This window comes from Type-C symbiont of Plautia stali, assembly GCF_059730935.1.
Genome location: NZ_AP035924.1, coordinates 540,014 through 566,434, shown reverse-complemented (window position 1 = coordinate 566,434; position 26,421 = coordinate 540,014). Strand labels below are relative to the sequence as shown.

Annotated in this window: 28 protein-coding genes, 1 pseudogene and 1 riboswitch; of the genes and pseudogenes, 21 read left to right on the top strand and 8 right to left on the bottom strand. The window is 58.9% G+C overall.

The genetic code is table 11. From position 1 onward, the window contains the following. Positions 1 to 9: 9 nt before the first annotated feature. The 3 genes from AC6I7J_RS21780 to AC6I7J_RS21770 are packed head-to-tail and all read right to left on the bottom strand — an operon-like array spanning position 10 to position 4,390. Positions 10 to 1,806, bottom strand: a complete 1,797-nt coding sequence (locus AC6I7J_RS21780) for an ABC transporter ATP-binding protein (protein ID WP_498007334.1) — start codon at positions 1,804 to 1,806, stop codon at positions 10 to 12. Continuing rightward, positions 1,803 to 3,245: a M81 family metallopeptidase gene (locus AC6I7J_RS21775; protein WP_498007333.1), complete on the bottom strand. Its 1,443-nt coding sequence runs from the start codon at positions 3,243 to 3,245 to the stop codon at positions 1,803 to 1,805. The genes AC6I7J_RS21780 and AC6I7J_RS21775 overlap by 4 nt, the downstream gene beginning before the upstream one ends. An 11-nt stretch (positions 3,246 to 3,256) precedes the next feature. Then, positions 3,257 to 4,390: an ROK family protein gene (locus AC6I7J_RS21770; protein ID WP_498007332.1), complete on the bottom strand. Its 1,134-nt coding sequence runs from the start codon at positions 4,388 to 4,390 to the stop codon at positions 3,257 to 3,259. Positions 4,391 to 4,675: 285 nt separating this feature from the next. On the opposite strand from AC6I7J_RS21770, the gene AC6I7J_RS21765 reads away from it, so the two are divergent. From AC6I7J_RS21765 to AC6I7J_RS21725, 9 genes are all read left to right on the top strand, one after another. Further along, a complete protein-coding gene (locus AC6I7J_RS21765) occupies positions 4,676 to 6,211 on the top strand; it encodes an ABC transporter substrate-binding protein (RefSeq protein ID WP_498007331.1) in 1,536 nt (511 codons plus the stop codon). A gap of 18 nt (positions 6,212 to 6,229) precedes the next feature. After that, entirely contained in the window at positions 6,230 to 7,150 is a 921-nt protein-coding gene (locus AC6I7J_RS21760; protein ID WP_021508908.1) for an ABC transporter permease, read from the top strand. After that, a complete protein-coding gene (locus AC6I7J_RS21755; RefSeq protein ID WP_058776091.1) occupies positions 7,150 to 8,016 on the top strand; it encodes an ABC transporter permease in 867 nt (288 codons plus the stop codon). The genes AC6I7J_RS21760 and AC6I7J_RS21755 overlap by 1 nt, the downstream gene beginning before the upstream one ends. Beyond that, on the top strand, positions 8,013 to 8,960 hold the full coding sequence (locus AC6I7J_RS21750) for an ROK family protein (RefSeq protein ID WP_132463284.1): 948 nt from the start codon (positions 8,013 to 8,015) through the stop codon (positions 8,958 to 8,960). The genes AC6I7J_RS21755 and AC6I7J_RS21750 overlap by 4 nt, the downstream gene beginning before the upstream one ends. Before the next feature lie 186 nt (positions 8,961 to 9,146). Next, the gene (locus AC6I7J_RS21745; protein WP_498007330.1) at positions 9,147 to 10,370 is read left to right on the top strand and encodes an MFS transporter; all 1,224 of its coding nucleotides are present in this window, start codon (positions 9,147 to 9,149) and stop codon (positions 10,368 to 10,370) included. Between the two features lie 71 nt (positions 10,371 to 10,441). Beyond that, a complete protein-coding gene (locus AC6I7J_RS21740; protein WP_132463281.1) occupies positions 10,442 to 11,491 on the top strand; it encodes a catalase in 1,050 nt (349 codons plus the stop codon). After that, positions 11,488 to 12,042 carry a cytochrome b gene (locus tag AC6I7J_RS21735; RefSeq protein ID WP_132463278.1) on the top strand — a complete coding sequence of 185 codons (555 nt, stop codon included), beginning with the start codon at positions 11,488 to 11,490 and terminating at the stop codon, positions 12,040 to 12,042. The genes AC6I7J_RS21740 and AC6I7J_RS21735 overlap by 4 nt, the downstream gene beginning before the upstream one ends. After that, positions 12,042 to 12,545 carry a sigma-70 family RNA polymerase sigma factor gene (locus AC6I7J_RS21730; protein ID WP_058781060.1) on the top strand — a complete coding sequence of 168 codons (504 nt, stop codon included), beginning with the start codon at positions 12,042 to 12,044 and terminating at the stop codon, positions 12,543 to 12,545. Before AC6I7J_RS21735 ends, AC6I7J_RS21730 begins: the two co-directional genes overlap by 1 nt. After that, a complete protein-coding gene (locus AC6I7J_RS21725; protein ID WP_021508915.1) occupies positions 12,542 to 13,291 on the top strand; it encodes an anti-sigma factor family protein in 750 nt (249 codons plus the stop codon). Before AC6I7J_RS21730 ends, AC6I7J_RS21725 begins: the two co-directional genes overlap by 4 nt. 1 nt (position 13,292) lies before the next feature. Here AC6I7J_RS21725 and AC6I7J_RS21720 read toward each other — a convergent pair whose 3' ends face one another. Then, complete coding sequence (locus AC6I7J_RS21720) at positions 13,293 to 14,174, bottom strand: LysR family transcriptional regulator (protein ID WP_498007329.1); 882 nt, start codon at positions 14,172 to 14,174, stop codon at positions 13,293 to 13,295. A 123-nt stretch (positions 14,175 to 14,297) separates the two neighbouring features. Between AC6I7J_RS21720 and AC6I7J_RS21715 the strand changes: the two genes are divergently transcribed. Together AC6I7J_RS21715 and AC6I7J_RS21710 are read left to right on the top strand one after the other, a co-directional pair. Further along, the gene (locus AC6I7J_RS21715) at positions 14,298 to 15,023 is read left to right on the top strand and encodes a pirin family protein (protein ID WP_021508917.1); all 726 of its coding nucleotides are present in this window, start codon (positions 14,298 to 14,300) and stop codon (positions 15,021 to 15,023) included. A 253-nt stretch (positions 15,024 to 15,276) separates the two neighbouring features. Continuing rightward, positions 15,277 to 15,486: a YMGG-like glycine zipper-containing protein gene (locus AC6I7J_RS21710; protein WP_031279978.1), complete on the top strand. Its 210-nt coding sequence runs from the start codon at positions 15,277 to 15,279 to the stop codon at positions 15,484 to 15,486. 155 nt (positions 15,487 to 15,641) lie between these two features. On the opposite strand, the gene AC6I7J_RS21705 is transcribed toward AC6I7J_RS21710, so the two are convergent. Beyond that, positions 15,642 to 16,079, bottom strand: coding sequence for a 6,7-dimethyl-8-ribityllumazine synthase (locus tag AC6I7J_RS21705; protein ID WP_264251852.1), 438 nt, complete (start codon positions 16,077 to 16,079; stop codon positions 15,642 to 15,644). A gap of 164 nt (positions 16,080 to 16,243) precedes the next feature. Next, a riboswitch (TPP riboswitch) is annotated at positions 16,244 to 16,363 on the top strand. A gap of 127 nt (positions 16,364 to 16,490) precedes the next feature. Here AC6I7J_RS21705 and AC6I7J_RS21700 point away from each other — a divergent pair. The 8 genes and pseudogenes from AC6I7J_RS21700 (at position 16,491) to AC6I7J_RS21665 (ending at position 22,380) form a co-directional block, all read left to right on the top strand. Next, positions 16,491 to 17,435 carry an FAD-dependent oxidoreductase gene (locus AC6I7J_RS21700; protein WP_498007328.1) on the top strand — a complete coding sequence of 315 codons (945 nt, stop codon included), beginning with the start codon at positions 16,491 to 16,493 and terminating at the stop codon, positions 17,433 to 17,435. Beyond that, complete coding sequence (thiS, locus tag AC6I7J_RS21695; RefSeq protein WP_010615679.1) at positions 17,419 to 17,616, top strand: sulfur carrier protein ThiS; 198 nt, start codon at positions 17,419 to 17,421, stop codon at positions 17,614 to 17,616. The genes AC6I7J_RS21700 and thiS overlap by 17 nt, the downstream gene beginning before the upstream one ends. A gap of 3 nt (positions 17,617 to 17,619) precedes the next feature. Further along, entirely contained in the window at positions 17,620 to 18,378 is a 759-nt protein-coding gene (locus AC6I7J_RS21690; protein ID WP_498007327.1) for a thiazole synthase, read from the top strand. Between the two features lie 10 nt (positions 18,379 to 18,388). Next, positions 18,389 to 19,357: a HesA/MoeB/ThiF family protein gene (locus tag AC6I7J_RS21685; RefSeq protein ID WP_498007326.1), complete on the top strand. Its 969-nt coding sequence runs from the start codon at positions 18,389 to 18,391 to the stop codon at positions 19,355 to 19,357. A gap of 77 nt (positions 19,358 to 19,434) precedes the next feature. Next, positions 19,435 to 20,070 (top strand): annotated as a pseudogene (locus AC6I7J_RS21680) (ABC transporter ATP-binding protein); the annotation flags it as partial. Continuing rightward, positions 20,054 to 20,788: an ABC transporter permease gene (locus AC6I7J_RS21675; protein WP_058776076.1), complete on the top strand. Its 735-nt coding sequence runs from the start codon at positions 20,054 to 20,056 to the stop codon at positions 20,786 to 20,788. The pseudogene AC6I7J_RS21680 and the gene AC6I7J_RS21675, both read left to right, overlap by 17 nt. 9 nt (positions 20,789 to 20,797) lie before the next feature. Beyond that, positions 20,798 to 21,727: an ABC transporter substrate-binding protein gene (locus AC6I7J_RS21670; RefSeq protein ID WP_498007325.1), complete on the top strand. Its 930-nt coding sequence runs from the start codon at positions 20,798 to 20,800 to the stop codon at positions 21,725 to 21,727. A 185-nt stretch (positions 21,728 to 21,912) separates the two neighbouring features. After that, complete coding sequence (locus tag AC6I7J_RS21665) at positions 21,913 to 22,380, top strand: hypothetical protein (RefSeq protein ID WP_058759022.1); 468 nt, start codon at positions 21,913 to 21,915, stop codon at positions 22,378 to 22,380. 77 nt (positions 22,381 to 22,457) lie between these two features. Here the strand turns inward: AC6I7J_RS21665 and AC6I7J_RS21660 are convergent, their stop codons facing one another. The 3 genes from AC6I7J_RS21660 to AC6I7J_RS21650 form a co-directional block, all read right to left on the bottom strand. Then, the gene (locus AC6I7J_RS21660; RefSeq protein ID WP_021508926.1) at positions 22,458 to 22,757 is read right to left on the bottom strand and encodes a helix-turn-helix domain-containing protein; all 300 of its coding nucleotides are present in this window, start codon (positions 22,755 to 22,757) and stop codon (positions 22,458 to 22,460) included. Continuing rightward, positions 22,741 to 23,112, bottom strand: coding sequence for a type II toxin-antitoxin system RelE/ParE family toxin (locus tag AC6I7J_RS21655; protein WP_088517388.1), 372 nt, complete (start codon positions 23,110 to 23,112; stop codon positions 22,741 to 22,743). The genes AC6I7J_RS21660 and AC6I7J_RS21655 overlap by 17 nt, the downstream gene beginning before the upstream one ends. Before the next feature lie 494 nt (positions 23,113 to 23,606). Then, positions 23,607 to 24,524 carry a LysR family transcriptional regulator gene (locus tag AC6I7J_RS21650; protein ID WP_498007324.1) on the bottom strand — a complete coding sequence of 306 codons (918 nt, stop codon included), beginning with the start codon at positions 24,522 to 24,524 and terminating at the stop codon, positions 23,607 to 23,609. Between the two features lie 136 nt (positions 24,525 to 24,660). Here AC6I7J_RS21650 and AC6I7J_RS21645 point away from each other — a divergent pair, with 136 nt between their 5' ends. Continuing rightward, on the top strand, positions 24,661 to 25,662 hold the full coding sequence (locus tag AC6I7J_RS21645; RefSeq protein ID WP_021508931.1) for a zinc-binding alcohol dehydrogenase family protein: 1,002 nt from the start codon (positions 24,661 to 24,663) through the stop codon (positions 25,660 to 25,662). A gap of 104 nt (positions 25,663 to 25,766) precedes the next feature. Further along, a complete protein-coding gene (nfsB, locus tag AC6I7J_RS21640; RefSeq protein WP_058770319.1) occupies positions 25,767 to 26,420 on the top strand; it encodes an oxygen-insensitive NAD(P)H nitroreductase in 654 nt (217 codons plus the stop codon). Position 26,421 lies beyond the last annotated feature (1 nt).

Sequence of the window (26,421 nt, the reverse complement as noted above, 5' to 3'; positions counted from 1 at the left end):
GCCAGCATTTTACCGCATCACCCAGTGTCCGGCGCTCACTTCCTGATAATGCCGTGTTTCCGGCACAAACCCATTGGCGCGCACCGGGCTCTTCAGCTCGCTGACGTCCACGTGCCGTTTTAAATGGCGGCGCGTCGGATCGGGCACCGGCACCGACGCGAGCAGTTTTTGTGTGTATGGGTGCTGCGGATTCTCAAAAATAGCCGCGCGCGGTCCAATCTCAACAATCTCTCCCAGCAGCATCACCGCCACACGATGGCTGATGCGCTCCACTACTGCCATATCATGCGAGATAAACAGATACGACAGATTCAGGCTGTGTTGCAGATCGAGCAGCAGATTGATGATCTGCGCTTTCACGGTGACATCAAGGGCGGAAACCGACTCGTCGGCAATGATCATCTTCGGATCGAGCATCAGCGCACGGGCAATGCAGATGCGCTGACGCTGGCCGCCGGAAAATTCGTGCGGATAGCGTTTCAGCATGGTTGCGGGCAGGCCAACGCGCGTCATCAGTTCAGCCGCTTTGCTCTGTGCGGCGGCCTTACTGCCCAGCCGATGCTGTAAAAAAGGTTCGGTGAGGGCTTCAAGGACCGACATGCGCGGGTTAAGGCTGGCAAACGGATCCTGAAAAATCATCTGCATGGCGCAGCGCAGCTTGCGCAGTTCTTGCCGGGAGAGGGTGAGCACGTCGCTGCCATCAAAATCAATCTGCCCGGAGGCCGGCTGCACCAGCCGCGTCAGCGAGCGGCCGGTGGTGGATTTACCACAGCCGGATTCGCCGACCAGCGACAAGGTTTCACCCGGCAGCAGATCAAACGAGATATTCTCCACGGCGTGCACCGCCCCAGTTGTACGGCTGAACAGCCCTTCGTGAATGCTGAAGCGCGTGCTGAGGTTCTTCACCGACAGCAGCGGCGTTTGCCCTTGTGGTGTCTGCCGCGCCTGCGCCAACGGCGCTTCGCCGTTGAGCGCAAACTTACGCGGTCCATCGATGCCGCGCATGGCACCCAGCTGCGGCACGGTCGCAATCAGCGTGCGGGTATACTCTGCCGCCGGGGCTGAAAAGATCGCGGCGGTGCTGCCGGTTTCCACCATGTCGCCCTGATACATCACCAGCGTGCGATCGGCGACTTCTGCCACCACGCCCATATCGTGGGTGATGAACAGCACGGCGGTGCCTTCCTCCTCCTGCAGCGTCTTAATCAGGTCGAGAATTTGACCCTGAATCGTGACGTCGAGCGCGGTGGTCGGCTCGTCAGCAATTAGCAGTTTTGGACGCAGCGCCAGCGCCATGGCGATCATCACGCGCTGACGCATGCCGCCGGAAAAGTGGTGCGGGTAATCACTGAAGCGTTTGGCCGCGTTGGGAATACGCACTTTTTCCAGCAGCCGGATAGTCTCCTCGCGGGCGGCGCGTGGGCTGATTTTGCGGTGTGCGATCAGCGCCTCAGCAATCTGGTGACCGATAGTGAACGACGGGTTAAGGCTGGTCATCGGCTCCTGGAATATCATCGCGATGGCATTGCCGCGGATATCGCGCATCGTCCGCTCGCTCAGCGTGAGCAAGTCCACGCCGTTCAGCAGCACTTTGCCGCTGATACGTGCGTGACCACTATTCAGCAGGCGCATGATCGCCATCGAGGTAACGCTTTTTCCTGAGCCCGACTCACCCACGATCGCCAGCGTTTCACCGGCCCCGAGGGTAAAAGAGACGTTTTTCACCACTTCGCGCCAGCGGTCATCACTGCGAAACGCGACGGTGAGATTTTCGATGCTCAGCACCGGCGGGTCAGCGCGATTCATTGTGCCGCCACAAAACGCGCCGAGCGGGTGCTGACCGGCACAAAGGTAAAATCGGTATCGAACGGATAAGCCGGCTGCAGCTTGCGCTTGCGCACCAGCCGTTCAACATACTGATCGACCACACCTTCCGACAGCGCCATCAGGTTGGGATTGGCAATCGGCGCCAGTTCGGGCGACAGGTAACCGGATTTCACCACCACAATTTTTGCCTGGCGCGGATCGAGTCCGAGCAGGGCGAAATCTGCCAGGTTGTGATAAGGACGACGCCGATCGGCAACCACCACGGTGATGCCTGCGATCTTCAGCAGCGCCTGACGGGCAACCGAACGGGCATCATCACTCAGCAGTAGCACGTCAAACTCGCCACTGACTTTGCCGCCGGCAGGATCCAGCGTGGCACCGATAGTCAGGGACAGTTGGGCCCCGACGCCCGCGGCGAAGGCCGCCTCCGTGGCCGGTCTATCGGTAATGCCCGCGACGATGACATCCTGCGCATTTTGCCGCAGCAGTTCGGCCAGTACATCGGCCCGATCGCCCACGCCGCCGCCGGTCGGGTTATCACCGGAGTCGGCGAGAATCACCGGTCCGCCAGGGCTGGAAATCGCCATGCGTACGCACTCTTCAGTACTGCCGGTCACGCAGCCAAACACAAATTGCTCACGCGCCTGCCAGTAAGCCAGCGCCAGTTTGGCCGCCTGCTCAGACAGCACATCGGCATCGGTACCGGTCATGATGGCTGCCGCCGTGGCGCGTGGCTCATCCGCCCAGACATAGCCAACCATCAGCGAAGCATCCCAGATATGTTCAAGTGCGTTAATCCCGGGCAGGCTGGCGTAAAGGCTTTTGGCCGGTTCATCTTCCGTGCTGGTGCGCTCGCCTGGCAGCACCACGGGGATCGGTGCCCACACCACACCCGGTCGGATGCCGCTTTGCAGGCTATTGACCAGCATTGAGACGGAGCGGCGCATGGTCTCTTCCACATCGATATGGGGTGCCGTGCGGTAGGTTGAAAACATATCGATCGCGTCGATGATGCGCTGCGAGACATTGCCGTGCAGATCGTAGCTGACGCTAATCGGACAATCGGGCCCGACCAGCTCGCGCGTCGCGCTAATCCAGTCGCCTTCCGCGTCTTCCATCCCTTCGACATAAACCGCGCCGTGCATCGCCAGGTAAACGCCATCCACGGGCAAATACGCCTCGAGCCGATGGAGAAACTCCTGTTTGAAGGCATCATAGGTCACACGTGCTACTGGCCCACCGGCAATGGCGCGGGCGTGAAAGGTCGGTAGAAATTCAGCCGCGTAATCCTGCAGAAAGGCGAAATAGGGATTGGTCGTCATCGCTTCACCCCGCACGATGCGGAAGTCGTCGGCGTAATTGAGCACCGGGTTCCAGGTACTGCATTCAGTATGAATTCCACCATAGGCAATGCGCATAACAGACTCCGCTAGTCGGGTAAGTGAACGATAAAACGGTAAGCCGCCACACTGGCTGCGGCGCGGGCCCAGCTCAACTGATCAATCGCCATGCTGGCGATGGGCGTCTTGCCCATGATTGAAGGCAACACGTGACTATCTACCGCCTGCATCACCACGGTTCTGAGCAGGCCGTCGAACGCATCCGGCTGATGGGCGATGACAATCATCTCCGGATCGTTCATCTGAATGATATTGGCGATGGCGAGGCCAAGTGCGTCACCTGCCTGGTGCAAAATGGCGATCGCGGCGCTATTGCCTTTTACCGCCAGCGCTTCCAGTTCGGCAACGCTGGTGCAGGGCAGCTGTTTGTCACGCATGCTTTCACGCATCGCAGTGAGCGATGCCAGCGTATCAAGGCAGCCGCGTTTGCCGCAGCGGCACGGACGCCCGCCGGGCTCTACGGTACAGTGAGCAATTTCACCGGCCCCACCGTGCGCGCCGCGGTGCAGCTGCCCCTGAAAGAAGTGCGCGGAGCCAATGCCGTCGCCGTGGGAAATCAGGGTGAAATTCCGTGCCTTTTTCGCCACGCCGAAAATCTTTTCGCTGACCGCCAGAGCTTTGGCATCGTTTTCCAGTGACACCTCCAGACCGGTTTGCGCGTTAAGCAGTGCCGCCAGCGGGACGTTTTTCCAGCCCAGCAGGGCAGACTGAACGCACACCGCCTGGTTTTCATCCACAAAGCCGGAAAGCGTGACGCCCAGCCCGATAAGCTGATCGGCGGAGATGCCCTTTTGTGCAAGCAGGCCGGGAATGGCGGCGGCCAGCGCACCAGTCAGCAGCGCAGGATCGGGATTCAGCGGCATGTGGGTACTGGCCAGGATGCGGCCGTGCATATCCGTCAGCACCAGATACACATCGTCACCGAGCAACGACGCACCGAGAAAATAGGCGCTGTCGGCACGCATTTTTAATAACACCGAAGGCCGACCCTGACCGTTACTTTCCGGAATGCTCTCTTCAAGCAGTCCTGCGCTAAGCATCTCTTTGATTAATGTGCTGATTGCGGCTTTACTCAGCTTCATTTTTTCCGCAATTGCCGTGCGGCTCATGCCATGCGAAGCAATTAATAAACGCAGAATTTGTTGCTGATGAGCATTAAGCATCCGGGTTCTCACGGCATAGGCTGTATTTGGCCGACAATAATCAGCCGTGAAAACAAATTCAAGCGTATTTAGTTTATTTTCTGAATACAGATCGAATTATAAGTAAAATATATGAACTGACATCTTGGCTTTTGTTTGCAGAGTGTGCCTTATATAGCGTCGAGCCCGTTCTTCTGCTGCCGTTAACACAACCAAAGCGTATGGCAGGCGATGGCGTGCATTGACGGTCAGCTGCCTGCCGGGCAATGACTCTTCACTCTTTGTCACTGATTCACTGAGGCCTTCATGCAAAGCACAATCAAGCATTTCAGGGTACTGACACTTGCCGCGGGTATTCTGGCGTCGTTTTCCAGCGCATCGGTTTTGGCTGCTCAGCTGGTCATTATGCAAAACGAACCGCCGCGCAGCATGGACCCGGGCAATCAGACCGCGACCTTTACCGGCACGGTGCTGGACCCGATGTATGAAGGCCTGACGCGGCTCGGTGACGATGGCAAAATCATGCCGGCCCTTGCGCTCTCCTGGCATGCCGACGACAGTGGACTGCACTGGGAATTTACGCTGCGTCCCAACGTTAAATTCCACGATGGCACGCCATTTAATGCCGATGCGGTCGTTGAAAACTTTCAGCGTCATCTGGATACGAAGCGCGGTCTCGCCGGAAGTGGGAAAATTCGCACCTTTATTCAGGACGTGCAGAAAAAAGATGACTTAACCGTCACCTTTACACTGAAGAAAATTAATCCGGCGTTTTTAACTGTGCTAGCCTCCGGCCCGGGATTAATGGTGAGTCCTCAAGCTGACAAAGCCGGCACGATCAATAATAAAGCCGACGGTACCGGGCCCTATAAACTGGCGCAGTATAAATCCGGTGAATTTGTCCTGGAGCAGAAGAACCCGGACTATTGGGGCAAGTCTGCCGGTCCGGACGAAATAAAATGGACCTGGAGCAGTGAGCCGTCAGTCATGAATATGGCGCTGCAATCCGGTCAGGTCGATATTATTAACCCGGTGCCGCCGCAATTTGCCGGCATGTTAAAAAATAATCCCGGCGTGCAGTTAAAACAGTCGCCGGGCGCGGCGGTATTCTGGATCGATCTCAATACGCAGAGTAAAGCCCTCAGCGATGTCAGAGTACGCCAGGCGCTGAACTTCGCGACCGACCAGCAGGCGCTGGTAAAAGCGGTGATGTTTGGTTATGCGCAGCCAGCCAATTCCCCGCTGGCGCCGGTCGATGCCAACTACGACAAAGCGCTGCATGACTATCCGTACGATGTGCAGAAAGCCAAAGACCTGCTTAAGGCAGCGGGCTATGCCGACGGCTTCGCCATGTCGATTGCCGTGCAGGCACCCGACGCACGTACCGCGCAGGTTCTGCAGGGTATGTGGAGCAAAATAGGCGTCAAGCTCAGCGTGCGCCAGATGGAGAGCGGCGTGTGGGCCAAAGCGGCGTTTGCCGATGCCAAAGAGAAAGCCGCGCAGGGTACGGACGCGGTGCTGGCGTCCTGGTCCTCGGGGCTGTACGGCTCGGATCTGCAGTTGCGTCCGCTGTATCACAGCAGCAGCTTTGCGCCCAGCGGGGCTAACCTCGGCTTCTTCAGCGACAAACGTACCGATGAGCTAATCGACAGCGCCGCCTCCACGCTCGACGATGCCCAGCGCAAAGCGCTCTATTTCCAGGCACAGCAGCGGATCAGCGGACTCGCCCCGCAAGTGCTGCTCTACTATCAGGACGATCTGTATGCGACGCGCAAAAATATCAGTGGCGTGACAATACAACCGGGCGGCCAGATTGTGGTCCGTGATGCCGTGAAAAAATAGTGTTGATGGCTGATTGATATGAAAGCGTATGTCGCAAAAAAGGTGCTCTCGCTGCCGTTAATTATCTTCGGTGTGTCGATCATCGTGTTTATCGCCATCCGCGCGCTGCCGGGCGATCCGGCACGCCTGATGGCCGGCCCGGAAGCGCCGCAGGAAGCAGTGGACAGTATGCGCGTGCGGCTCGGTCTGGATCAGCCTTTGCCGCTGCAATACGTCAGGTTTGCCGGTGAAGCGCTGCATGGCAATCTCGGGCTGTCGCTGCAGTCGCAGCGTCCGGTGATGACCGAAATCAGCGAACGCCTGCCGTACACGCTGTCGCTGGCGGCGCTGGCGTACCTGCTGGCAATTGCCATCGGCGTGCCGGCGGGCATGACCGGGGCCATTTACCGACAGCGCATTCCCGATCAGATCGTCATGGTACTGACCATTGCCGGTGCGTCGATTGCGAACTTCTGGCTGGCGTTGCTGGCGATGAACTACTTTGCGGTTCAGCTCGGCTGGCTGCCGCTACTCGGCGCTGATTCGTGGCGCAACTATGTGATGCCGACCGTGACGCTGGCGATTCTCCCGATGGCGATGATCGCGCGGATGACGCGCTCCAGCATGCTGGATGTGCTCAGTCAGGATTACATCCGTACCGCCAGAGCCAAAGGGTTATCGTCGGCCAGCGTTAACTGGAAACACGCGCTGCGCAATGCGCTGATACCGATTGTTACCATCGTCGCGCTGAATTTTGGCAGCCTGATCGGAGGTGCAGTGGTCACTGAGTCGGTGTTTAACTGGCCGGGTATTGGCCGCCTGCTGGTGGATTCGGTGAAATACCGCGATTATCCGGTGATTCAGGGCGTAACGTTAGTGGCGGTAACCGGCGTGGTATTGATGAATCTGGTGGGTGAGATAGTGATTGGCCTGCTTAACCCGAAAATAAGGTTCGACTGATGAACAGTTTCGACACCTCTCTCCAGCCGCCGCCCGCGCGCCGCCGCCAGATCGTGAGGTTTTTGCTTGGCAACCCTTCCATCACGACCGGAGGCGGGCTGGTGCTGCTGGTGGTGCTGGCTGCCCTTTTCGCACCGCTGATCACTCACTGGGACCCCATCGAGCAGGATCTGTTGAACACGTTGCAGGCGCCTTCCGCTGCCCACTGGTTCGGCACCGATGATTACGGCCGCGATATATTTGCCCGCGTCATTTATGGCGCACGCATCACGCTGTTTGAAGTGAGTCTCAGCGTGGCCATCTCGATGGCGATCGGCATTCCTCTGGGCATCATCTCGGGGCTGGCCGGACGCAAAATTGATGCGCTGATCATGTGGCTGATGGATATTATTTTCGCCTTCCCCGGCATCGTACTGGCGATTCTGATTGTCAGCGTGCTTGGCGAGGGGCTGACAAACATGCTGATCGCCATTTCGTTGTTCTCGATCCCGGTGTATGCACGTCTGAGTCGCAACCTGACGCTGGGACTGAAAAACATGGAGTATATCGAAGCGGCGCATATGCTTGGCGTGCGATACCCGCGCATTATCACGCATTATATTCTGCGCAACGCCATTGGCCCGCTGATTGTGCAGTCGACGCTAACGGCTGGTGCGGTGGTGCTTTCTGCCGCCAGTCTGTCATTTCTCGGGCTCGGCGTGCAACCGCCTATGCCGGAGTGGGGCACCATGATGAGCGACGGCCGCAACTTTCTCGGGCTAAATATTTACGTCTCCCTATTTCCCGGACTGGCGATTTTGATTACCGTGCTCGGTTTTAATGTGCTGGGCGACGGCCTGCGCGATGTAATGGATAAACGTTTATGACTCACCCGCACTCAACCGTGATCTGCCTCGATTTGGGCGGCTCCTTTATCAAGCTTGGCGTGATGGATGCGCAGGATCGGCTAACTCTGCTCGATCAGCAAAAAATCCCGGCGACGGACTGGCAGGCATTTTGCGCCAGAGTCAGCGAGATGATCGCCGGGCAGCATAACCATTTCAGCAGCCAGGCGGCTGTCGCCATCTCCACGGCGGGGATTGTGGCACCGCAAACCGGCGAAATGTTTGCCAGCAACATCCCGGCTTTTCACCGGCGTAATCTGGCGCGGGAACTGGGGGAGGTGCTGCAGCGGCCGGTGATCGCGCACAACGACGCCGACTGCTTTGCCCTGGCCGAGGCGCTGGCCGGCAGCGGCAAAGGGCACAAAGTGGTGTTTGGCGCGATTCTCGGTTCCGGCGTGGGCGGTGGTCTGGTGGCGGACGGCCGCATTATTACCGGACAAAACGGCCTGACCGGCGAATGGGGCCACGGGCCGATTACCCTCACGGAAGTGACGCTGGCGCATCGTCGCGTGCGCGTGCCGCGCCAGGCGTGCCCGTGCGGCCAGACAGGGTGTCTGGACACCTACGGCGGCGCGCGCGGACTGGAAACGCTGCATCAGGTATTGCACGCTGAAAGCGCCAGCAGCGTGGAAATCATTGCTCGCTGGCAGCAGGCAGAAGCGCGGGCGCAGCAGACGATAGAAGCCTGGCTGCAACTGGTAAGCGAGCCGCTCGCCTACACCATTAACATTACCGGCGCGTCGCGGGTGGCGGTAGGCGGCGGCCTGGCTTCGGTCACCCCGCTGATTGCTGCGCTTAATGATGCGGTGCAGCGCTGTGTGTTGCGCAGCACAGCGCATGCGCTGGTGGTGCCGGGCGAGTTTGCCCACCAGGGCGGCATGGTGGGCGCTGCGCTGCTGGCGCGGCAGGCGCTCAGCGCGTCCTGAGCTTTTGCCCTTTCGCCCGTTGCAGGCGCTTTTCGGTTACCGTGTTGCGCTCAAGACTTCGTTGAACCCGATTCAACCTTAAATGCGCTAAGCTTGGCGCGCTAAAACCCGCAGCAAAGAGGCTGGTGAACAGACACTGTCGCCAGCCTCTTTGCTGTTTTTTTCACCTGCGGTACGGAAAAAAACATGTCATCAGTACAACCTCAATTTTCTCAGCTTCCGGACGAGGCCTCGCTGCCGCGTCACAGCGTGCCAAAAGCGCTGTTCGCGCTGGGCACCGGTGGATTTGCCATCGGCACCGGTGAATTTGTCATCATGGGCCTGCTGCCAGATGCGGCGAAAGGCCTGAACGTCACCATTCCTGAGGCCGGCCATCTCATCAGCATTTATGCCCTCGGCGTAGTGATTGGCGCGCCGCTGCTGGCTATTCTCGGCGCGCGGGCTTCACGGCGTAATTTCCTGATGACGCTGATGGGCCTGTTTGCGCTGGGTAATCTGCTGAGCGCTGTCGTGCCGGGCTACCCTGCGATGCTGGTAGCCCGCTTTCTGGCGGGCTTTCCGCACGGCACCTTCTTTGGCGTTGCGGCGCTGGTGGCGGCAGGACTGGTGGAGCGCGCGCGGCGCGCGCAGGCGGTGTCGATGGTGCTGCTGGGATTAACCATCGCCAATCTGATTGGCGTACCTGCCGTTACCGCCATCGGCCAGTGGTTTGGCTGGCGTGATGCGTTTGCCATCGTCGGCGGACTGGCGCTGCTGACGCTGTTACTGGTGTGGCTTTGGGTTCCCAATGTGGCCGGTGACAAGCAGGCCAGTCCACTGCGCGAGCTCTCGGCGCTGACGCGCAAGCAGGTTCTGCTGACGCTGGCGATTGGCGCGATTGGCAGCGGCGGCATGTTCTCGGTATTCAGTTACGTTAAACCCACCATGATGGAACTGGCCCACCTGCCGGAGAATCTGGTACCGGCGATACTGGCGCTGTTTGGTCTTGGCATGATTATCGGCAACCTTGTCGGGGGACGTCTGGCCGATCGCGGGCTGGAGAAAACCATCCGCATTGTGCTGGTGTGGTCGCTGCTGGTATTGAGCGCGTTTGTCTTTGCCGCGCATTATGCGCTGGCGGGCGCGCTTAACGTGATGCTGGTCGGCACCATGGTGGCGCTGGGAAGCGTACTACAGATCCGCCTGATGGACGTGGCCGGTGATGCACAAACCCTGGCGGCCGCACTTAATCATTCAGCGTTTAACATTGCCAATGCGCTGGGGGCGTGGCTCGGCGGCATCACCATTTCCGCCGGGCTGGGCTGGCAGTCCACCGGCTGGGTTGGGGCCATTCTGTCCGTGCTGGGGCTGCTGATTCATGCCGTTGCGGTGCGCGATGCGCGCCGGACGCCGGCGCTCGCCATAAAATAATTTTTACCGCGCGGGAATAAACGCCGCGCTGGTTCGTCTTATGCCCACTTTTCCTTACTGAGTTGGCTAAGATGAACTTTAAACCTACGGTCAGACATCTGCCGTTGTTACTGCTGGTGGTCATTATTCCCGGATTACTGCTGGTGCTGTTTCTTGCTGCAGGCGGCTGGCTGACGCCGCAGCGCCTCAGTGCGCAAAGTCTGGTGCAGTCGCTGCAGCAAAACAGCGGTGTGCATCCGGGATACCGGCGCAATCATGCCAAGGGCGTGTGCGTTACCGGTGATTTTACCTCCAGCGGCAACGCGGCGTTTCTGTCACGCGCCAGCGTTTTCCAGCCGGGTACGGTGCCGGTGATTGGCCGCTTTGCCATTGCCGGCGGTAATCCGCACGCGCCGGACTATGGCGTGCCGGTGCGCAGCCTGGCGCTGGAATTTCAGCTGGCGCATGGCGAGCAGTGGCGTACCGGCATGAACGCGCTGCCGTTTTTCCCGGTCAGTACGCCGCAGGCTTTTTACGATCAGCAGCAGGCCAGTCGACCGCTGCCGCAGACCGGCAAACCTGATGCGCAAAAGCTGATGGCGTTTACCGTTGCCCATCCCGAAGTTAAACCGTTCTTTGCCTGGGTAAAAACCCACGTACTGGCCGCCAGCTGGGCACAGGAGCAGTACAACAGCCTGAATGCCTTCCGCTTTACCAATGCGCAGGGGGAAACGCGCTTTGTGCGCTGGAGTCTGGTGCCGCGTACGCCATGGCAGCCGATCAGTGCCGCTCAGCAGCAGCAGCCGGATTATCTGCAGAGCGACCTGCACGACCGGCTGGCGACCGCACCGCTGAAGTGGGATCTGGTGATCAGCGTGGCTCAGCCCGGCGATGCGGTGAACGATGCCAGCAAGGTGTGGCCAGCCGATCGGCAGCAGGTTGTCGCCGGTACGCTGACGCTGCGCGACAGCAGCCCGCAACAGGGCGGCAGTTGCAATGACATCAATTACGATCCGCTGATACTGCCGCAGGGCATCAGCGGTTCGGACGATCCGCTGCTCAACGCGCGCTCCGCCGCTTACGCGAAATCTTTCAATCTGCGCACGGCTGAACAGGCGCGCCAGCAGGAGAAAAAATCATGAGTCACCAGACAACCCTGTTTCATCCGCTGCTGCGCATCGTACACTGGTTGATGGCGCTGGCCGTGCTGACCATGCTATTTATCGGCGTGGCGATGGTGGCGGATATCTCGGCTGCCCATTCACTGCTGCTGGCGATACACAAACCACTCGGCGTGGCGATCGCGTTGCTGGTGGTCGTGCGTATCGGGCTGCGGCGTTACTATGGTGTGCCCGCCATGCCCGCGTCGGTGCCGGGCTGGCAGCAAACGGTGGCACATTTGACCCATCTGGCGCTCTATTTTCTGATGCTGGCGCAACCGCTGGTAGGCTGGGCAATGCTGTCGGCAGGCGGGTTTCCGGTGACAATTGGCGAGGGGCTGGTGCTGCCGCCGCTGCTGCCGGTTAGCGTGGAAAGTTATGCCGTGCTGCGCCCGTTACACTCGCTGCTGGCGTTTAGTCTGTTCGCGCTGATCCTGGCCCATCTGGCTGCCGCGCTGCTGCATGGTCTGATTTTACGTGATGGCGTGCTGAGTAGCATGACCGGCCTGCACCGGGTGCGAGAGCAAAAATAATGTCTGCATTGAGCGATGACGAAATCCGCGCATTACTGCCGCATTTGCAGCGTTTTGCGCTGGGGCTGACGCGTGAGCGCATGGCCGCTGAGGATCTGGTACAAAACACGCTGGTCAAAGCACTGGACGCGGCGCGCGATGACACGCGCAGTCTGCGTGCCTGGCTGTTTTCCATTCTCTGGCATCAGTTCATTGATGGCGAACGCCGCCGCAAGCGCTGGCAGGCGATTATGACGCTGTTCAGCCGCGCCGAGCCCTTTGCCGAGTCGGCTGAGCATCACGCCATCGCCGATGAGATGCTGGCGCTGTTCGCCCGTCTGCCGGCTGACAGTCGCGCATTGCTACTCCTGGTTAACGTTGAAGGCATGCGTTATCAGGAAGCGGCTGACACGCTGGACATTCCGCTGGGCACCGTGATGTCACGGTTGTCGCGGGCGCGAAAACAGTTGCAGCACATGACCGAAGGCCTGCCGGCCCCGGTGACGTTGAGGAGATTAAAATGAATATCCCGCCCGATGAGAACCAGCTGCACGCCTGGCTGGATGGTGAACTGGATAGTGCCAGCCATCAGGCCGTCAGCGACTGGTTGGTGCAGCATCCTGACATCGCCGCCCAGGTTGAGGGCTGGCGTCAGGACAAGCTGCGCTTGCAACAAAGCCTGCAGCGCAATATGGCGCGAACCACCTTTACGCCATTGCAGCCGGCACAGCTGCGCCAGCGGCGTGCGCGGCAGCGTTATCAGCGGCTGGCGCTGGCCTGCTCGCTGGTGCTGGCGTTGGGGATCGGCAGCCTGTCCGGCTGGCAGATGACTGAACGCTTACAGAATCACCCGTTACCGATGGAGGATGCGGTACAGGCATACCGGTTATTCGGCGATGGCGCGCAGCAGGCGACGATGGACATTAGCACCCATCAGACGACACAGCTGGCCAGCTGGCTGGGCCGCTATTTTATCAACGGTACGCTGCCGCCCAATCTGGAGCGCTTTGGCTATCAGCTCATCGGCGCGCGCCTGATGGCGAATGAGCATGGCGCCTCGGCGCTGGTGCTGTATCAGACCGCCAGCGGTACGCGCGTTGGCTGGTACATCCGCCCGCAAACCGTGCGGCTGGAAAAGGGGTCGCGCCAGGCGGACAATCTGGTGGCGCAATACTGGAGCGATCGCCACTATAACTATGCGCTGGTGAGCCCGATGAGCGGCGAAGCCGCACCGGCACTGCGTGCTGCGATAGGCAGCGAAGTGGGCTGATTCATTTGCCTGCCAGCTTTGCCTGCAGGAACGTCATGAATACCCGATTGATCTCGCTGCGCTGGCGATGCTGCGGATACAGCGCATACAGGTGCAGCGAGGCCGGATGCCAGTCATCCAGTACCGTCACCAGCTCACCTCGCGCCAGCGCCGGAGCCACGATAAACTCCGGCAGCAGGATCAGCCCCAGCCCGGCGACGGCCGTATCACGCAGCATTTCTCCGTTGTTGCTGACCATCGGTCCCTGGACCGCCAGTACTTTGCGCGTGTCGCCCTGAAACAGCTCCCAGCCGGTCTGGCTTTCACGTCCATAGCGCAGGCAGAGATGCTGCAGCAGATCCTCCGGCTCACGCGGTGCGCCAGCACCCTGCAGGTAGGTCGGGCTGGCACAGATTACGCGGCGGAATTCCCCCAGCCGTTTAGCGATCAGGCTCGAGTCCGGCAGCGTGCCAATGCGGATCGCCATATCAAAACCTTCACCCACCATATCCACATGCCGATCGGCCAGTTCCACCTGGAACTGGATACCGGGATGCTGGCTCAGGAATTCGGCGATATAAGGGGAAAGATGGCTGATGCCGAACGACATCGGCACGCTGAGACGAAAACTGCCGCGCAGCACCTGACGACGACCAGACACCGCCAGTTCGGCTTCCTGCACATCATCCAGAATGCGCTGCGCATGCTGGGCAAACAGCTGGCCGTTGTCGGTAACGGAAAGTTTGCGCGTATTGCGATTCAGCAAACGCGCCCCGAGCGACTCTTCCAGCGCGGCGATGCGTCGGCTGACGTACTGCTTGGAGAGCATCAGCTGTTCAGCCGCAGCGGTAAAGTTGCCCGCTTTGATTACGGCGACGTAAATCCGGAGATCTTCAATCTGCATATTGTCCACTTATCTGTGACAGTCATTGTCATCCAGGCGCATTGTTGGGCAAATCAGTTTACGTATACTGGTCAGCAACGGGAAGGGCCTTCGCCCTCCAGCTAAAAATTTAAGGAGCAGACCATGATTGAACAACGACTGTCCGAACAACGTGGCTTAGGCGATCACGGCTGGCTGCATTCACGCCATACTTTTTCGTTTGCCAGCTACTGGGACCCACAACAGACCGGTTTCTCCGATCTGCTGGTGATTAACGATGATCAGGTAGCACCGGGTCGCGGTTTCGGTGCGCATCCGCACAACAACATGGAGATTATTTCCTACGTGCTGGAAGGCGCGCTGGAGCATAAAGATTCCATGGGTACCGGTTCGGTTATCGTGCCCGGTGACGTGCAGCTGATGAGCGCCGGCAGCGGCGTGACGCACAGCGAGTTTAACCATTCGAAACAGGATAATGTGCACTTCCTGCAGATCTGGATTGTGCCGGCAGAACGCGGTACCGAGCCAGGTTACCAGCAGGTGTCAGTGGCAGAAGCCGACAAACGCGGTCAGCTGCGCCTGATTGTTTCGCCACAAGGCGACAACGGCTCGCTGCGCGTACGTCAGGATATGCGTATTTACGCGGGACTGTTTGACGGTGCCGAGCAGCAGACGCTGGAACTGGCTAACGATCGCTATGCTTATATTCACGTGGCGCGCGGCAGCATTGAAGTGAATGGCGTAAGCTTTAAAGCCGGCGACGGCGCGCGCGTACGCAATGAGACGGCGCTGCAGTTCGCTAACGGTAACAATGCTGAAGTGCTGGTGTTTGATTTACGACCAGTCGAAGTTAATCATCCGCAGCGTTAATTCATTGCGCGGTAAGTCATCGAGGCATGGCGTGAACCTTCACGCCATGCCTTTTTATTTGGCTTAAGGTACGAATAATAACCAGCACCTGGCAGGTCCGGCATAAAATAGGAATTTTTACCTTCCACAAAAATGCAAAGCCCCTTAAATTTGCCTCCAGGATAAGCACGCTACGCCAGGTATTTGGCGGCTAAACAACAAACAAAGTTAACACTATTACATTCCATTATAATTAATGGTAATGAGGATTTTGATGGTTTTAAAACGCAGCTTTAATATCGCAGTGGTATTGGTTTTAGCCTTTTCTGTAACGGCTTGTGGCATGTCTCATCGTGGCCGCAACACCGCCATTGGCGCTGGTGTAGGTGCGGTGGGCGGCGCCGTTCTGACCGGCGGCAGCACCTTCGGTACCCTCGGCGGCGCGGCTATCGGCGGCCTGATTGGTCACGAAGTCAGCCGTTAATTTCACCGCTACTCAGGATTTCGCCAGCAGGAATGCTGGCGAAATCATTTCACTTCATAACCCGCCGTCAATAGCCCCGCGTTGAAATATTCATCGACCAGAAATTTCTTTATTTAGTCCGGCCATCAATTATTACCGCTACCGCTTAAAAGATATTAATCGATCTGTAGCTGATGAATCATCAGAGCGGCGCGGGCGGCTTCTTTGCCTTTTTTAATAAAATGTTCGGTATAAAACGCTTCAATCGCATCGACCGGCTGAAAATTGTGCGGAGTGAGTGATACCGAAAACACCGGAACATTGGTGGCGAGCTGCACATTCATCAGGCCATCGACGACGGCCTGCGCGACAAAGTCATGGCGATAGATGCCACCGTCGACCACCAGCGCAGCGCAGACAATCGCATCAAATTTGCCGGTTTCGGCCAGGCGTTTGGCCAGCAGCGGCATTTCAAACGCGCCGGGTACATCGTAGCTTGTTAATGTATTTTCGACGCCTTGTTCGGTCAGTTCCTGCTCAAATCCCACCAGCGCGTTGTTCACGATCGCCTGATGCCATCCTGCTTTAATAAAAGCCACACGAAACTTATTCATAATGCTTCCATGATTAGCTGAAAAATTTATAAGTGAATAATAAAAAAGTCTTTTTTATCATCTGCCCGCTATCCGTCTGGTATACCATATGTTGCAATTTTGATCCACAACGCGGCAGCGCGGTTAACGTGCTGCTTGACGCCAGCCAGCGCCTGCAATACAAATAGACGCGTCGGGGGAGTCTCGCCTGAGAGACTGAGAGGCTAATAGCGCACTGCGCGGCTTAGCGACCCTTTGAACCTGACCCAGTTGATACTGGCGTAGGAAGACTGACGGCTTCATGTGCAAAGCCGTCTGGCGCAAAGGCGAGCCCGATCGCTGGCGTCGATTCCCTTCACCTGTATCTGCGGGTCTCAGTTATCACTGAGAGGCCGATGTGAATTTCCCAGATTATTTACCGGAACGTTGTTCATGAGCCGCTGGAGCGTGCTCGGTAGCGGCGTGTCCGGGCTTTGTGTCGCCACGCTGCTGGCTGAGCGCGGAGAAACCGTCGAGGTCATTGACGATGAAGCGCGTCAGCCTGCCTCGTGGTTTGCCGGTGGCATGCTGGCGCCGTGGTGTGAAGCTGAAAGCGCGCCAGCCGACGTAATTACCCGCGGCCAGCATGCTGCGGCCTGGTGGCAAACGCGCGTCAGCAGCGTGGTGCATCAGGGTACGTTAGTGCTGGCACCGCCGCGTGATAACCCGGAGTTAAACCGCTTCGCGCGCATGACGACGGCGCATCAATGGGTTGATCCGGCGTCGCTTGAACCGGCGCTGGAAAACCGGTTTGCGCGCGGACTGTTTTTCCCGCGCGAAGCACATCTCGATCCGCGCCGTGCGCTGGCTGAACTGCGTGACAAACTGCTGCAGCGCGGCGTCCGCTTTGATGCGCGCCAGCCATCGGGCCAGATCATCGACTGTCGCGGTATCCATGCCAGAGCGCAACTCTCCGGCCTGCGCGCGGTGCGCGGGGAAATGCTGATCCTGCAGAGTCATGAGGTGTCATTTTCCCGGCCGATTCGTCTGCTCCATCCGCGTTTTCCCTGTTATCTGGTGCCGCGTCGCGACGGCCACTTCATGCTCGGCGCCACCATGATCGAAAGCGACGATGCCAGCGCTATCAGCGCGCGCGCCATGATGGAACTGCTCAGCGCGGCCTACGCCCTGCATCCGGCGCTGGCGGAAGCGCGCGTCATCGAAAGCGGCAGCGGTCTGCGTCCGGCATGGCCGGCTAATCTGCCGGAAATCCACTATCACAACGGTATTTTTTATCTTAACGGCATGTATCGTCACGGTTTTCTGCTGGCACCAATGATGGCAGAACAGCTGATGCAGCGCCTGTCCGGGGAGGTTAGCCATGAATATTCAGCTTAACGGCCGCACCATCAGCACTGAGGCCACCAGCCTCAGCGAATTGCTGATCGAACAGCAAATCGATGCGGCCTGTGTTGCCACCGCCTGCAATGGCGATTTTGTGCCGAAAAGTCAGTATGCCAGCCTGCAGTTGCAGGAAGGCTGGCAGCTGGAAGTCCTGTCACCGATGCAGGGAGGCTGAGCGATGTTCTACGATTTTACACCGCAGTCACGCTTGCTGCTCGGCACTGCAGGCTACCCTTCACCGGCGATTTTGCAGCAGGCGATCGCCGCATCCGGCAGTGAAATTATCACTGTCAGCCTGCGCCGCGAAGGCACGGCGGGCGCGGCTTTTCGCGAGCTGCTGACAGGCCTGAATGTGCGCGTGCTGCCCAATACCGCTGGCTGCCACACGGTCAAAGAGGCCGTCACCACCGCGCACATGGCGCGCGAGCTGTTTAACACGCCGTGGATCAAGCTGGAAGTGATTGGTCATGCCGACACGCTGCAGCCCGATCCGTTCGCGCTGGTCGAAGCGGCACGCATTTTGTGCGCCGACGGCTTCCAGGTGTTTCCCTACACCACGGAAGATCTGATTGTCGGTGAAAAACTGCTGGCCGCCGGCTGTGAACTGCTGATGCCGTGGGGCGCGCCCATCGGCTCCGGCCAGGGACTGCGAAATATTGACGGGCTGCGGGCGATGCGTGCCTGGTTCAGCGATATTCCACTGATCATTGATGCTGGCATCGGCGCACCGTCACAGGCAGCGCAGGCGATGGAGATGGGCTTCGATGCCACCCTGCTCAATACCGCTGTGGCGAAAGCGAGCGATCCGGTGGCGATGGCGCGCGCGTTCAGCCAGGCGATCGCTGCCGGGCAGGGGGCGCGCGAAGCCGGGCTGATGGAGAAGCGTGATATGGCCGTGGCCTCAACGCCGATCTTCGGCCTCGCTAACCTGAACTAAGGAGCGCGCAATGGAACGCTACCAACGCCAGATGATGCTGCCGGAAATTGGCGTCGTCGGGCAGCAGAAACTGGCTCGCGCCCGCGTACTGGTAGCCGGTGCCGGTGGGCTGGCCGCCACGCTGCTGCCTCAACTGACGGGCGCGGGCGTCGGTCAGCTGTGTCTGTACGATGACGATCAGGTCGCGCTGCATAACCTGCATCGCCAGACGCTGTTCACCCTGCAGGATGTGGGGCGCAGCAAAGCTGTGGCGGCGCAGCAGGCTTTGCAGCAGCGTAATCCTGAGGTGCAAATCGAAGCGGTGCCCGAGGCGCTGAGCGCCAGCAATATCGCGCAGGCGCTGACGGGGTGCGATCTGGTAATTGATGCCGCCGATAACTTCGCGGTGACTTACCAACTGTCTGATGCCTGCTTTCAGGCAGGCATACCGCTGATCAGCGCCTCGGTGCTGGGTCGTCAGGGCTATGCTGGCGGTTTTTGCGGCGGCGCACCGAGTTATCGTGCGCTGTTTCCGCAGCTGCCTGCCTCCGCGGCTAACTGCAACACCGCTGGCGTGATGGGCCCGGCCGTGGCGGCGCTGGGGGCGATGCAGGCGCAGATGGCGCTCAGCGTACTGCTCGGGCTGCAACCCTCACCGCTCGGCTGCATGGTCAACTGTGACTTCGTCAGCTGGCACTTTCGTTCGTTCCGCTTTGATGCGGCACAGGAACCGGCCCAGCCCGGCGTGCCGTTTATTGATGCTCACCTGTTACAACCCGGAGACTGCATTGTGGAGCTGCGCAGCTGCGAAGAGGCGCCCGCCAGCGTGGCCGATCGGGTTGAGCGCGTATTGCCGCACGAACTGGACGCCTGGCAGCCACCGGCGGATCGCCGCATCGTACTGGTCTGCGCCAGCGGCATCCGGGCAGCGCAGGCGGCCAGCGCACTGGCGCAGCGCGGCTTTAGCCACCTGGCAATTCTGGCGGCGCGGCGGCCATGACGCAGGACATCCGCTTTGACCAGGTGAGCTTTGCCTGGGGCGAAAAACAGCTATGCGATCGGCTCAATCTGCAACTGCGCGGCGGCAAAACCACGGTGCTGCTGGGCTGCAGCGGCATTGGTAAAAGCACGCTGCTGCGTCTGGTGGCCGGCTTAGTGCAGCCGCAGCAGGGCAGCCTGAGCGGTATTGCGCAGCACGTGGCATGGATGGGGCAGCAGGATCTGCTCTATCCGTGGCTGACGGTGCTGGAGAACGTGATGTTGACGGCGCGTCTAAGCGGTGCGAAGCCGGACCGCGTGCGGGCGCACCATTTGCTGGCGCAGGTGGGACTGGAAGACGAGGCGCAAGCCGCGCCCTCACAGCTCTCGGGTGGCATGCGGCAGCGGGTCGCGCTGGCGCGCACGCTGTATGCGCAGCGCGAGCTGGTGCTGATGGATGAGCCGTTCGCCACGCTGGATGTCATGACCAAACACCAGCTGCAAACGCTGACCGCGACGCTGCTGCGCGGCAAAACGGTGCTACTGGTGACGCACGATCCGCTGGAAGCCTGCCGCATGGCCGATGACATTCTACTGTTGCACGGCCAGCCGCTGCAGGTGACGCACTGGCCTGTGCCGGCAGGTACGGTGCCGCGCGCGCTCAATGATGCCGGACTGCTGCAGGCGCAGGCCGAACTCTTTTCCCGACTGAATTCCTATGAAAAAGCTGAGTAGTGGTATCTACCTGATCGCGGTGGTGCTGGGCGTGTGGCTGCTGGCGCGGCATAACGGCGTACCGGCATTTCTGCTGCCGGCACCGCAGGCGGTGCTGGAGGCTCTGTGGCAAAAGCGGCAGCTGCTCGCGCATCACGCAATGTTCACGCTGGCGGAAATTGTGCTGGCGCTGCTGCTGGGCGTCGGCGGCGGCGTGGTGCTGGCGGTGCTGATGGCCTCCAGCCCGCTACTGCGTCGGGTGCTGTTTCCGCTGGTGACAGCCAGCCAGACCATCCCGGTATTTGCGCTGGCCCCGCTGCTGGTGCTGTGGCTGGGTTTTGGCATCGCGTCAAAAGTCGTGGTGGCGGCGCTGATTTTGTTTTTCCCGCTGTGCCTGTCGCTGTTCGACGGTTTATGCCGTACGCCTGCCGGCTGGCTGGAGCTGGCGCAAACGCTGTATCCCTCGCGCTGGCGAATTTTCTGGCGCGTACGCTGGCCGGCTGCGCTGCCGCAGTTTTTCGCCGGCCTGCAGATGGCGGTGGTGCTGGCACCGATTGGGGTGGTGATCGGCGAGTGGGTCGGTGCCAGCGAAGGGTTAGGCTACCTGATGATGCAATCCAACGCGCGGCTGGAAACGGCCACCAGTTTTGCCGCACTGCTGCTGTTAATGAGCCTGGCGCTGCTGCTCTCAGCGGCCGTGGCGCTGGTGCGTAAAAAATTTCTCTGGCAATCATACTAAGGAACTTGAGTGAATAGACTTCTTCGTGCCATCGCTTCGTTACTGCTGCTGGCCACCATCAACGCGCAGGCAGCCGAAAAGGTGCGGCTGCTGCTCGACTGGTTCATTAACCCTAACCACGCGGCGATCTTTGCCGCTCAGTACAGCGGGGCGTTTAAACAGCAGGGGCTGGATGTCGACATGATTGCCCCGGCGGATTCCGCATCGGTACCGCTGTTGCTGGCGGCAGGTAAAGCGGATCTGGCGATTAGCTATCAGCCGCAGCTCTATACGCTGGTGGACAAGCAGGTGCCGGTGATCCGGGTTGGTACCCTGATTAACCAGCCGCTGAACACCCTGACAGCGGTATCGGGCGATATCCACAGTATTAAAGATTTCGCCGGTAAATCGATTGGCTATGCGATTCCCGGCGCGGAAGATGTGGCTATCCGCAATATGCTGAAATCGCAGGGCGTCGACGTTAACAGCGTGAAACTGGTAAATCTGAATATGGACGCCGTCTCCGCGCTGCTGACGCATAAAATTGACGGCGCGCTGACCATCTTCCGTAACTACGAGCTGCTGGATTTGCAGGACAAAGGCGCAAAGCCGGTGTCGTTTAAACCGGAAGATTACGGCGTGCCGGCCTACGATGAGTTGATTATTCTGGCCAACAGCAACACGGCGGCAAACGATCCCCGCATCCCGGCATTTCTGCGTGGGCTGGATGCGGGCATCGCCTGGCTGCGCGCTCACCCGCAACAGGTGTGGCAGGCGTTCATTAAGCGTTATCCTGAACTGGATACGCCGCTCAATCATCAGGCCTGGCAGGCGACGCTGCCTTATTTTGCAACGCACAGTGCGGAATTCAATCAGGCGCGTTATCAGGTATTTGGTGAATATATGAAAGCCAACGGGCTGATCACCACCGTGGCGCCGCTGGCGCGCTATTCACTGTAATTCGTCCGCTTGCGCCGTTTTCCCGGGCCGGGAGAACGGCGCGCGTTGACATTGCGTGCTGCCGGGGGACAAACGGAGACCCGCATCCCCGGTTTTCGGAAAATACTGGATTTCTGTGACTGTTATCACTGCGCGGGTAACGCTAAAATAAATACTTCTCATTTAGCAGAAGGTTTTTCGTCACGATGTTTTCGCGTTTCACACTGGCCACGTTAACGGCCACACTCCTGCTTACCGGCTGCGCGCGTCATGCTGCCAGCGACAGCAGCGCTGATGCTGCCGCCGCAGAAGCCCCGGCTACTGCTTCCGCTCCGGTCGAAAACAACGACAGCGCTTCGCCGTTTGCCAGCGGACCGACCGTCATCAATGTCTCCCATCTGGTGACGCGCACCGACGATGGCTCATCCGTGTACGTGACGGTGGATGGGCAGGAAGCCGGACTGCTGCAAAAGGGCGAGAGTAAAGAGCTCCGCGTTCCGGCCGGTAAACACCAGATTGGCGGCTACGTGCAAACACTGTTTGGTTTTGGCAAAGTGACCATTCCTGCGGTCGATGTCACCACAGACACCAATGGCCCGAAAAACGTGGTCTATTCCGTTACGCGGCAAAAACCGCAGTTCAGCGAAAGCGCTGCCACGCCAAACAACTCCTGATTGACTGCGGTGCGGGTCAGATGTCGGCACCGTTGATCGGAGTCTGGGGCAGGGCGTAATGCGCTCTGCCTGAACGGTCAGATAATTAAGTCGACATGCTGGCCACCCGGCATCTTTACACCCAGCGTCAGCTCTCCACCCAGTGCCTCAATGTAGCGCTTCAGCGTGGAAATTTTTAACTCTGCGCCACGCGCTTCCATCGCCGCCACAGATGACTGGGCAATGTGCATGGCCTGCGCTTGCTGACGCTGAGTCCGCTGCATCTGCTCACGTAATTGGTAAAGCTGGTATTCCAGACGCATCTGGCTGACGCGTTCATCGACCTGATGTTGCTGTTCGGGCGTCAGCGCCGCCAGCATCTCATCCAAGGTTTTCATTATGAGTTTCCCCGATTGCGTTCAGATGATAATGGTATTCGGTTTCGGCAATGCGAAGCATCTGCTGATAGAAACGCTTCTGATTTTTACCCTGTTTGTTGCCGGCACACAGCACAATCGCATGGCGGCGCGGATCGAAAACAAAAAAGCTGCGGATGGGACGACCTTTACTTTGCACGCGTAGCTCTTTCATATTGGGCACCCGCGATAACATCAGGGTATCAACGAAAGGGCGGCCGAGGTGCGGACCGTCCTGCGCCAGAAGCTTCATGGCGGCAAGCACATCGAGACGCAACGCTTCATCCTGAGCCTGCAACCATTTCCAAAACCGATCTGTTGCTTCAACCTGCCACACGATGCCATCCTTGATAGTCTGTAGTCTATTTTATCGTCTGCAGTCTATCAAGGCTCGCGGATTAAAAAATCCGTGACGGGGAATTTATCTCATCTTTCGAATCTGGCTCGCAAAAACAGCGGTAAAGCGCAATAAGCCATCAGTGCATCAGCGCATACACGACATCAATCGCGTTGATGACCAGGAAGAACAGGATAATGTGGGTGAGAGCATTAACGGACATCGCTTTGGGTTGAGACATCATCAGTCCTGAATAATTAACGTGAATACAGTGAAGTAACGTTAAATATTACCTGTTAAGAATAAGATTACTATGCTGTGCCACGGTTATCAGAGGTGCCGGACGGCTGCGTTTTCATGCGCGGGTTCAGAAGGCACAGCATTTCATTTGCTTGCGGCCGCGCGTCCTTAATTTTAAAGATAAATCGCAGAGGCATTCACCTGATGGCTGGCCCGGATTGCGTGGCTGATGGCGTCGAGACGCAGCGGTGAAATTAAATCGCCGGTAAGATTTGCGCCGTCAGAGTGCGTAAATGTTCACGCAGTAATTGATGTAAAGCGCGAATCGCCGGCGAGAATTGTTTGCGATGCGGGCAGATTAAATGCAGCGGCGTGCTTTCGCCTGGCAGCTGCGGCAGCACCCGTTCCAGCCGGCCTTGTCTGATATCGTCGCAGACATCAAGCCAGGATTTATAAGCAATCCCCATTCCGGCAATTGCCCAGCGGCGCGCCACTTCAGCGTCGTCGCACAGCAGCCGGCTTTTCACCGTAATCTGTCGCCGCATCCCTTCCTGCGGAAAAGTCCATTTATCATACACGTGACCGCCCATGACAAACGGCAGACAGTGATGCTGTGCCAGATCCTCGAGTTTTTCCGGACGGCCATGTCGATCGAGATAATCGGGTGCGGCGACCATCACACGGCGGTTTTCTTCCGCCAGCGGTAGCGCGACATAGCTGCTGTCCTCCAGCTTACCGTAGCGAATGGCGATATCCACCGGATCGCGGAACACGTCACTCACCTGATCGGAAAACGAGAGACGCAGCCCGAGCGCCGGATGCGCCCGGCAAAATTCTGTCAGCAGTGGCAGAATAATATGGCGGCCGATGTCAGATGGCAGAGCGATTTTCAGCTCGCCGCTCAGGGCATCGTCGTGGCTTTGCAGGCTTTCCGCACCGGCGTGCATTAGCGCCAGCATCTCCTGCGCGAACGGCAGATACTTTTCGCCTTCCGCCGTTAAACGCAGGCTGCGCGTCGATCGCGCAAACAGACGGCGATCCAGATCGCGCTCCAGCCGCTGGATGGCGGCGCTGACCTGACCGGGCAGCAGGTTGGCTTCGCGCGCTGCGCGGGAAAAGCTGCCCAGCGCGGCAGAGCGCACAAACAGGGTGACATCTTCTAAACGAATCATCGACGTTCTCGCCATTATCGGGATTTTCACTCTACGAGTGAAAGTGTTGTCCTGCAACAGGCATTTTTCCCGGCGCGATGTCTGGCTATGCTGCTGTCAACACCCTGAAAATATTCACTCACCTGGAGCCTGTTGCATGAAAGCGATTGTTTATAGCCAAAACGGTTTACCGATTTCAGATGAAAATGCGTTGTATGAACTGGACGTGGCGAAACCGCAGCCAGGCGCACGCGATCTGCTGGTGAAAATCAGCGCGATTGCGGTTAACCCGGTTGATACCAAAGTGCGCGCTGGCGCCCCGACGGACACGCCGCGCATTCTCGGCTGGGACGCCGTGGGCGTGGTCGAGGCGGTGGGCAGCGATGTCACGCTGTTTCAGCCCGGCGATGAAGTTTACTACGCCGGCGACATCACGCGCGCTGGCAGCTATGCCGAGTACGGACTGGTGGATGAACGCATCGCCGGACTCAAGCCGCGCACGCTGAGCGACGCCGATGCCGCCGCGCTGCCGCTGACGTCGCTCACCGCGTGGGAACTGCTGTTCGATCGCCTGGAAATTGATGCTGCCGACGAAGGCACATTGCTGATCATCGGCGCGGGCGGCGGCGTGGGTTCGATGCTGACGCAGCTGGCGCGCAAACTGACCCGACTGACGGTAATTGGTACCGCCTCTCGCCCGGAAACCGCCGACTGGGTGCGCTCGCTGGGTGCCCATCATGTTATCGATCACCAGCGTCCGCTGGGTGAGCAGCTGGCAGCGATTGGCCATAAAGAGGTGCGCTACGTGGCCTCACTGACCCATACCGACAGCTACTATCCGCAGTTGATCGATGTGCTGGCTCCGCAGGGCAAACTGGCGCTGATTGACGATCCGGAAACACTGGATGCGGTGCCGCTGAAGCGCAAAGCCATCTCGCTGCACTGGGAACTGATGTTTACCCGCTCGCTGTTCCATACCGCCGATATGCAGCGCCAGCATCAGATTCTGCAGCAGGTGAGTCAGCTGATTGACGATCAAACCCTGCAGACCACCGCTGGCGAGCATCACGGCAGCATCAGCGCGGCCAACCTGCGTAAAGCGCATGCGCTGATTGAGAGCGGTCGCGCACGCGGCAAGATTGTCCTTAGCGGCTTTTAAGTCATTAAAACACGTAAGGTTAACCGTCCGTCAGCCCGGGCGGTTATGGTAGCGACTTTGCTATTTATCTGCGCTCTGGCGCAATCTTCAATCAGGAGACTCTCATGACCCTTAATGATGCGGTTGCCCGCCGTCACACCGTAAAAGCTTTCTCTGCGGGCAAAACGCTGCCGCAGCAGGAGATCGACACGCTGCTTAACCTGCTGCGCAACAGCCCGTCATCGGTTAACTCGCAGCCGTGGCACTTTGTTGTCGCGTCGACTGCGGAAGGGCGGGAAAAGATGGCGCAATCCACCAGCGGCGCGTTCATTTACAACAACCCTAAGGTGCTGAACGCCTCACACGTGATTGCGCTGTGCATGCGCACCGATCTGGATGAAGCGCACCTGCAAAATGTGCTGGCGCAGGAAGAGAAGGACGGGCGTTTTGCCAAACCTGAAGCCAAAGCCGGTCAGGATAAGAGCCGCCGCAGCTATGTGGATATGCACCGTTATGAGCTGCGCGACGTGCCGCAGTGGATGGAGAAACAGGTCTATCTGGCGCTGGGCGGACTGTTACTGGGCGCCGCGATGCTCGGCATTGATGCCACCCCGATGGAAGGTTTCGATGCGCGCGCGCTCGACCAGGCGCTGGGCCTGCGCGAACAGGGCTTTACCAGCGTGGTTCTGGTTTCGCTTGGCTATCGCAGTGAGGAAGATTTCAACGCCACGCTGCCGAAATCACGTCTGCCGCAGGACGAAATCTTTACCTTTATCTAAA